This window comes from Escherichia sp. MOD1-EC7003, from assembly GCF_002965065.1.
Classification (GTDB): Bacteria; Pseudomonadota; Gammaproteobacteria; order Enterobacterales; family Enterobacteriaceae; genus Escherichia.
In genome coordinates this window covers 1-5,565 of sequence record NZ_PTRE01000005.1, presented here as the reverse complement: position 1 = coordinate 5,565, position 5,565 = coordinate 1, and the positions used below count along the sequence as shown (strand labels likewise).

The following is a 5,565-nucleotide window of genomic DNA, read 5'->3' as shown; positions in this document are numbered from 1 at the left end:
GTCTGAAAGCGAAGGGGCGAACTTCTGGCTGTCGGTATTAAGCGATCTACAAAATCGTGGCGTTGACATTCGTTGTTCATCAGCGAAAATACGGTTAAAACGCATCTTTATAATCTTTTCAAGAAGATAGCCGTAAAAAACCGGACACAAGCGGTTTCCTGGGCAAACGATAACCTCAGGCGATAAAGCCATGAAACGTTATTTACGCTGGATTGTGGCGGCAGAATTTCTGTTCGCCGCAGGGAATCTTCACGCCGTTGAGGTAGAAGTCCCGGGATTGTTAACTGATCATACTGTTTCATCTATTGGCCACGATTTTTACCGAGCTTTTAGTGATAAATGGGAAAGTGACTATACGGGTAACTTAACGATTAATGAAAGGCCCAGTGCACGATGGGGAAGCTGGAGCACAATAACGGTGAATCAGGACGTTATTTTCCAGACTTTTTTATTCCCATTGAAAAGAGACTTCGAGAAAACTGTCGTCTTTGCACTGGTTCAAACAGAAGAAGCACTAAATCGTCGCCAGATAAATCAGGCGTTATTGAGTACGGGCGATTTGGAGCATGATGAATTTTAAATAAAAAATTGTTCGGAGGCTGCAATGCGTGTCAAACATGCAGTAGTTCTACTCATGCTTATTTCGCCTTTAAGTTGGGCTGGAACCATGACTTTCCAGTTCCGTAATCCAAATTTTGGTGGTAACCCAAATAATGGCGCTTTTTTATTAAATAGCGCTCAGGCACAGAACTCGTATAAAGATCCGAGCTATAACGATGACTTTGGTATTGAAACGCCATCAGCATTAGATAACTTTACTCAGGCCATCCAGTCACAAATTTTGGGTGGGTTACTGTCAAATATTAATACTGGTAAACCGGGCCGCATGGTGACTAATGATTATATTGTCGATATTGCCAACCGCGATGGTCAATTGCAGTTGAATGTGACGGATCGCAAAACCGGACAAACCTCGACCATCCAGGTTTCTGGTTTACAAAATAACTCAACCGATTTTTAAGCCCCAGCTTCATAAGGAAATTAATCATGCAGCGCTTATTTGTTTTGGTTGCCGTCATGTTACTGAGCGGATGCTTAACTGCTCCACCTAAAGAAGCAGCCAGACCGACATTAATGCCTCGTGCCCAGAGCTACAAAGATTTAACCCATCTGCCAGCGCCGACAGGTAAGATCTTTGTTTCGGTATACAACATTCAGGATGAAACCGGGCAATTTAAACCCTACCCGGCAAGTAACTTCTCTACTGCTGTTCCGCAAAGCGCCACGGCAATGCTGGTCACGGCATTAAAAGATTCTCGCTGGTTTATACCGCTGGAGCGTCAAGGCTTACAAAACCTGCTTAACGAACGCAAGATTATTCGTGCGGCACAAGAAAACGGCACGGTTGCCATTAATAACCGAATCCCGCTGCAATCTTTAACGGCAGCAAATATCATGGTTGAAGGTTCGATTATCGGTTATGAAAGCAACGTCAAATCGGGCGGGGTTGGGGCAAGATATTTTGGGATCGGTGCCGACACGCAATACCAGCTTGATCAGATTGCCGTGAATCTGCGCGTCGTCAATGTAAGTACCGGTGAGATCCTTTCTTCGGTGAACACCAGTAAGACGATACTTTCCTATGAAGTTCAGGCAGGGGTCTTCCGCTTTATTGACTACCAGCGTTTGCTGGAAGGTGAAGTGGGTTACACCTCGAACGAACCCGTTATGCTGTGCCTGATGTCAGCTATCGAAACAGGCGTCATTTTCCTGATTAACGATGGTATCGACCGCGGTCTGTGGGATTTGCAGAACAAAGCAGAACGGCAGAATGAAATTCTGGTGAAATACCGCCATATGTCGGTTCCACCAGAATCCTGATAGATAAAAAAGCCGGAATTATGAGGTCAGTCCATTATTATCCGGCTTTTTACTATTTAAGCGAAAGCGTGAGTGCCCCTCACGCTTTATTTTTGATTTCCTGCTCACGGTGAGCCGTCTTTGCACTACGCGCTGCCAGCCACAGACCGCTGTTTTTCATTGCGTAGCCAAATACCAGCCCAAGCGCCAGCGAAGGTAACACCAGTTTCCAGTCACCCTGCCCGGCAAACGTCGCGCATGCTCCTATAAACGTCCCCGGAACAAATGAAAGCAGCCGCTGCTTCGCCTGAATACACATCAGAAACGCGACAATACCGGTTATGACATAACCGAGAATTTCCAGATGTGGTGCCAGTGCACTACCGTAAATAATGACCATCGCCCACACCACGCCACTAAGCAGGGTTGTAGCGGAGATCGCCAGCCCTTTCACCCCACCTTGCGGACAGGCAAAATAGGCCGTACAGCCCAGGAAGCCTGCCCAGCTTAGTAAGCCAAGGGAAACAGCCACCCAGCCCCAGATACCGGAGAGAATGCCTGTTGTGATAGCAATAGAGAGAAGTATGTTCATGCCGCGCATAATAGCAGAAAACGCGGTCATGAATGAGATCGAGCACACATTTCATGCAACAACTAATTATTCGTTGCAGCAATGAGTGATATAGATCACATTTACTCTTCAGAATCTTCTTCCAGCTCGTCCCACATTGCACTAATGGCATCGCGAGTTAGCGGTGCCATGGTGCGCCAGAAAGGCGTGGTTGCATGGGCCTCCACTTTGCCAAGGAACACACCACACCAGGGTAACAGATACTCACTGAACAGTGTTTCCAGTGCTTCGCTCTCATCTTCCGTTGACTGATCTTCCAGCCAGGACGCCGCGAGCAGCAATGTGCCGATGTGATCGGCTGGCGTATCCGCTAATGGCATCCCTCGTTCGGAAAGAAAAGCACGCACTTCCGCTTCCGTCGCCCCCTCAACCCATGCACTACGATATGGCGGCACAGCACATTCATCGCCAATAAACAACGCATTGTATTCGGCAGAGACTTGCGCCATATCACAGCTTTTCTGCAAACGCATCAGCAACTCATCCTGCTCCAGTGGCCAGTTCGCAGCCAGTTTTCCCTCACGAATCAGGGTAAACAGCGGCACCAGTAAAGGATCTTGCGGTTGGCGGTAATAGAGCGAACCCAGCACACGACAGAGGATAGAAAACTCGTTCATTAATATATTTCCATTACTAGTAATTAAAGGTCTGCAAATTCCGCAATCGGTGCCATACCGCGAGATTCAAGGAAGTTCAGTAAGCGGCGCGGAGAAACATTCAAAATGCGCTCTGGTGGAAAATCTACCGCGTCGAGGATCTTACGGCATTCGTCAAAATCGCCCATGGTAAAAGCAGTATGAGAATCCGATCCTAATGCCACCCAACCTCCAGCGTCACGTACCGCTGCGGCTACCGCACGACAGTTGTCTTCACTGCCCTTACGTGAGTGTAAAAATGAGGAATTATTGATTTCCAGCGCCACCTGATGTTTCGCGGCTGCTTCAGCAACGGCTTTTACATCCATCTCAAATTTCGGATTTCCGGGATGACTTATTATATGCACATTACCGCTGGCGATAGTGGCGATCATCGCTTGCGTATTGGTCGCTTTATCATGTGGCGCAAAAACCGGCTCATGAAAACCGGCAATAATCAGATCCAGCGAATCAAACATTTTGCCGCTGCAATCAATTTCACCATCAACATTTTTAATGTTAGCTTCGATGCCGCGTAGGATCCCTACCCCATCAACCACTCGCGGCCAGATACGCATGTTAATGAAGTGCCAGTGATGCGGCGCATCTTCCATATCCGGGCCATGATCGGTGATCGCAAAAAGTTTAATGCCCTTTTTTTTGGCCTGAGCAATGTAATCACTCAATGTGCTATATGCATGCGTGCTGGCAACGGTATGCATATGAAGGTCGACGGGATACATAACTTTCTCCTGTATTCAATTCCCGCCAAGAATAGCAGGAATCCTGATGCTTTATTAGTAGCCGCGTGCGCGGTCGACTTGCCCGCAGGCCATCTCCCCTTTTTCGAGCTGGGAAATGGTGCGAGAAATGTACTCCACAGCTTCAGCGGGGCGGGTAATCGCGGCAACATGTGGTGTTATCGTCACGCGTGGATGTTGCCAGAGCAGACTTTCCGACGGTAAGGGTTCGCGATTAAAAACATCCAGCATTACGCCTTTAACTTTGCCGCTATCCAGCGCCGCGAGCAGGTCATCTTCCACGACATGAACACCACGCGCCAGGTTAAGGAGATACGCGCCATCCGGTAATTTTTCGAGTAATTGTTGATTAATAATGCCGACGGTTTCAGGCGTATTCGGCAACAAATTAATCAATACCCGGCATTGGCTCAGAAATGCAGACAGTTCCTCCCGTCCGGAAAAGCTTTGCACGCCAGGCCACGATTTACGGGTTCGACTCCAGCAACGCAGCGGAAAGCGCCAGGTTTGCAGACTCTGTGCAACTTTACTGCCCAGTACGCCTGCGCCCAAAATTCCGATAGTGAAATCTTCCCGATGGTATTCAGGCAGCGGTTGCCAATGTGAACTATTTTGCTGGGTGCGATAATCGTCAAAACGTCGAAACCAATGCAGCACCTGACTGACAGCATATTCCTGCATTTGCTCGCCCATACCGGTATCTTCCAGGCGAAAAAGTGGAACAGAAGGCTTCAGCATTTCAGGATGTGCCTGTAGCTTGCTCAAAATAGAATCAACGCCGGCCCCGAGTGCGAAAACTGCTTTAAGATCGCGCCCTGCCAGCATTTCAACAGGAGGATGCCAGACTAAAGCATAATCGGCTGATTCATTGTCTCCGCTTTTCCATGCTCTGACTCTTGCCTGAGGAATAGCTTTGCTCAATGCCTCTATCCACCATTGGGTATCGAACGTTGGGTGATAAAAGATGATATCCATAGTGACTCCCAAAAAGCGTTGCGCGAGATTTATTCGCACTTATCGTTATGATCTACAAAGGCCACCAGCATAACAAATCCGTAGTCGGTGGCAAAAAAAGCAGATTTCGCTTATTAAAACTGCATATTGATTGAAGTTTGAATAAACGCGCGATTTTTTAAAAAAGTTTGTTGACCTCAGGCCATGATTTCCCTAAATTAGCGCCCGTTCCAGCAAGGCAGGAACGACAATTTGGTGAGGTGTCCGAGTGGCTGAAGGAGCACGCCTGGAAAGTGTGTATACGGCAACGTATCGGGGGTTCGAATCCCCCCCTCACCGCCATATTTGAAGAAGAGCTCGTACGAAAGTACGGGCTTTTTTTTCGTATTTTGCACATACCGGGGGGATGAGAAGCCCCGACCGGGGTTCGACAACTGGCGACAGCCAGTTGGACAGACCGAGAACGCAGTGAACGGGCTGCCCGCAGGGCGAGCGAAGCGAGTCAATCCCCCCCTCACCGCCATATTTGAAGAAGAGCTCGTACGAAAGTACGGGCTTTTTTTTCGTATTTTGCACATACCGGGGGGGATGAGAAGCCCCGACCGGGGTTCGACAACTGGCGACAGCCAGTTGGACAGACCGAGAACGCAGTGAACGGGCTGCCCGCAGGGCGAGCGAAGCGAGTCAATCCCCCCCTCACCGCCATATTTAAAGAAGAGCTCGT

General features: G+C 48.6%; 7 protein-coding genes, 1 tRNA gene, 2 other RNA genes and 1 pseudogene. 7 read left to right on the top strand and 4 right to left on the bottom strand.

All coding sequences use genetic code 11. The features are described from left to right. Positions 1–69: 69 nt before the first annotated feature. From A7090_RS00410 to csgG, 4 genes and pseudogenes are all read left to right on the top strand, one after another. Positions 70–186: pseudogene (locus A7090_RS00410) on the top strand (LuxR C-terminal-related transcriptional regulator); the annotation flags it as partial. A 4-nt stretch (positions 187–190) separates the two neighbouring features. Next, positions 191–580, top strand: a complete 390-nt coding sequence (gene csgE, locus A7090_RS00405; protein ID WP_105272596.1) for a curli production assembly/transport protein CsgE — start codon at positions 191–193, stop codon at positions 578–580. A 24-nt stretch (positions 581–604) separates the two neighbouring features. Beyond that, the gene (gene csgF, locus A7090_RS00400; RefSeq protein ID WP_001264088.1) at positions 605–1,021 is read left to right on the top strand and encodes a curli production assembly/transport protein CsgF; all 417 of its coding nucleotides are present in this window, start codon (positions 605–607) and stop codon (positions 1,019–1,021) included. Positions 1,022–1,047: 26 nt separating this feature from the next. Continuing rightward, positions 1,048–1,881 carry a curli production assembly/transport protein CsgG gene (gene csgG / locus A7090_RS00395; protein ID WP_105272595.1) on the top strand — a complete coding sequence of 278 codons (834 nt, stop codon included), beginning with the start codon at positions 1,048–1,050 and terminating at the stop codon, positions 1,879–1,881. Positions 1,882–1,960: 79 nt separating this feature from the next. Here the strand turns inward: csgG and A7090_RS00390 are convergent, their stop codons facing one another. The 4 genes from A7090_RS00390 to ghrA all read right to left on the bottom strand — a co-directional run bounded on the left by A7090_RS00390 (position 1,961) and on the right by ghrA (position 4,862). Then, a complete protein-coding gene (locus A7090_RS00390; protein WP_105272597.1) occupies positions 1,961–2,452 on the bottom strand; it encodes a DUF1097 domain-containing protein in 492 nt (163 codons plus the stop codon). A 101-nt stretch (positions 2,453–2,553) separates the two neighbouring features. After that, a complete protein-coding gene (ycdY, locus tag A7090_RS00385) occupies positions 2,554–3,108 on the bottom strand; it encodes a molecular chaperone YcdY (protein ID WP_105272594.1) in 555 nt (184 codons plus the stop codon). A 23-nt stretch (positions 3,109–3,131) separates the two neighbouring features. Next, complete coding sequence (gene ycdX / locus A7090_RS00380) at positions 3,132–3,869, bottom strand: zinc-binding phosphatase (RefSeq protein ID WP_105272593.1); 738 nt, start codon at positions 3,867–3,869, stop codon at positions 3,132–3,134. 54 nt (positions 3,870–3,923) lie between these two features. Next, a complete protein-coding gene (ghrA, locus tag A7090_RS00375; RefSeq protein ID WP_105272592.1) occupies positions 3,924–4,862 on the bottom strand; it encodes a glyoxylate/hydroxypyruvate reductase GhrA in 939 nt (312 codons plus the stop codon). A 233-nt stretch (positions 4,863–5,095) separates the two neighbouring features. Between ghrA and A7090_RS00370 the strand changes: the two genes are divergently transcribed. From A7090_RS00370 to A7090_RS00360, 3 genes are all read left to right on the top strand, one after another. Beyond that, positions 5,096–5,183: transfer RNA gene (locus tag A7090_RS00370), tRNA-Ser, on the top strand. Between the two features lie 44 nt (positions 5,184–5,227). Then, positions 5,228–5,364, top strand: a non-coding RNA gene (locus A7090_RS00365) — RtT sRNA. 44 nt (positions 5,365–5,408) lie between these two features. Further along, positions 5,409–5,546, top strand: a non-coding RNA gene (locus A7090_RS00360) — RtT sRNA. Positions 5,547–5,565: the final 19 nt, after the last annotated feature.